This is a genomic window from Pseudoalteromonas sp. Z1A6 (genome assembly GCF_011378745.1).
Lineage (GTDB): Bacteria > Pseudomonadota > Gammaproteobacteria > Enterobacterales > Alteromonadaceae > Pseudoalteromonas > Pseudoalteromonas arctica.
Genome location: NZ_WTKW01000520.1, coordinates 1 through 2,037 on the forward strand (window position 1 = coordinate 1; position 2,037 = coordinate 2,037).

The window sequence follows — 2,037 nt, forward strand, 5'->3', positions numbered from 1 at the left end:
AAAGCAACTGAAAATGAAGGTTCATTATCTCAATTTCTATCTAAACAAATATCATTATCCCAAGCTTCAACAGGTAACAATCAAGTAGACATCTTATTAGAAGTTACTAAGTTGTTTAAGGGACAAAATATTTTACGTTTTTTTAGGGTATGGGAAAAAGTCTATCAATTTGCCATTGTTCTTAAAGAATATTCCATAGCTGTAAAATTTTATCGCGACCTGCAAGTTGAAATTAGTCGCATTGAAGCCGCTGACATTGGTAATAAACAAGTTCAAACCCCCTTTGTTAATCGCTTACGAACAGACATTAATGATTATAACGATTTAGCATTCAGTATTGTTATTGCGGCATTGGATATTCGAGAACCAGAAAGTAATGATGCTATTGAATATATTCCATCCCTAGAGCATGGCTCATATTTTTACAGACAAAAAGACAGTTTAGAAAAAGAGCTTGATAATAGCTATTTGTACTTTAACGCCGCAAAATTCCGCCTTGCTAATTTATTTAAACATTACTTAGTTGCCTGGCCTTTAGCAAATTATACGGATTATAACGGAGACCTGGCTTGTCAGAAGTCTATTTTGAGTTCGAAAAACCTCAGTTTGAATTCTCAGAAGGTTATGTTTACGCCTCGTTTTATTCATTTTGACGAATGGCAGACCTTCGAGTTATTTAACCATTTAAATAATGGCTCTCAAGTTGACTCTTGGATTGATAGACTGGATGACAGGTATTTCACTGAAACTGGCAATTCGATTAGTGATTTTTCTATTAAAGAAGATGGTAGCTCAAGTGAAAAAATACAAACCAGGCACTTAAAAATTGGTGCAAATCAAAATATAAAAGCATTGAAAATTGCTTTAGCTAACTTTGTTGTAAATGAAAGTGATATTGCAGCTGCAATTAGAACTGATGTTCCAAATAACCTCAGCAGGGAAAGGCTGAATAACCTTAATGGTATGTTAAACTCAGCAGTCAAAGATGATATAGAGCTATTAGTGTTTCCTGAAGTATCGATACCTGTCGCTTGGCTACCTAACGTGGTTCACTTCGCTCGAGTTAATCAAATAGGACTGATATTTGGACTAGAGCATTGGACTATTGATAGTACAGCCTATAACTTAGTTATTGAGGTGTTACCTTTTCAATCCAATGGTAAATATAACTCCTGTACAGTTATACCAAGACTTAAAAATCATTATGCTCCTGCAGAGAAGTCCTTACTTAAAACTTTAAGACTTGTTGAGCCTAAACGTGAAAAGTATTCATACCATAGAGTTAGTTGGAAAGGTTTAAGTTTATCAACATACAACTGTTTTGAATTATCTGATATTACTCATAGAATTTTATTTAAGTCTAAATTAGATTTATTAGTAGCCTGTGTTTTTAATAAAGACACTAATTATTATCAACATATTTTAGAGTCGACAGTAAGAGATCTTCATTGTTTCACGGTTCAATCAAATACTTCACAGTATGGTGGATCTTGTATTTTGCAACCAAGTAAAACTGAAAAGAAAGTGCTGTTATACGTTAAAGGTGGGGATAATTGTTCAATACTTTCATCTGACCTAGATATTGGGAAATTAAGGTTGTTTCATTATCAATCTGATGGAGATGATTTTAAGCCATTACCACCAGGTTTTGATCATAACGGATTGTTAGAAAGGTAATGGTGGGAGATAAATGAGTAATACATTTCAATAAAAAATTAGGATGTCATCAATTCTAATTACCAACACAATAAACTCTTATTTTTGTTTATAAATTACTTGTCGGATGGCATGGCTTCGCCATTTATCCGACCTACGTCAACAATAAAATTAGGGTAGATGTCAGCGTTATTTTTTATGTAATTCTGCAAGCTGGATAGGTATTAGCTTATTAATCTATGAGTCAATTTTTGTAGGCTATCTCGCTTATTTTGAGTGGATAAATAGTGCTAGCTTAATTTATGGGCCTGCTTATAAACAACGTGTAAAAAATACCTACTTTTAAAATAATTACCTTCTCAAATATTACCTTTCATAAAA

The 2,037-nt window shown here is 32.9% G+C and carries 1 protein-coding gene; it reads left to right on the forward strand.

Annotated features, from left to right (window positions below):
- On the forward strand, window positions 1-1,677 hold a 1,677-nt coding region (locus tag GQR46_RS19110), incomplete at its 5' end, for a hypothetical protein (RefSeq protein ID WP_206009701.1).
- Window positions 1,678-2,037 lie beyond the last annotated feature (360 nt).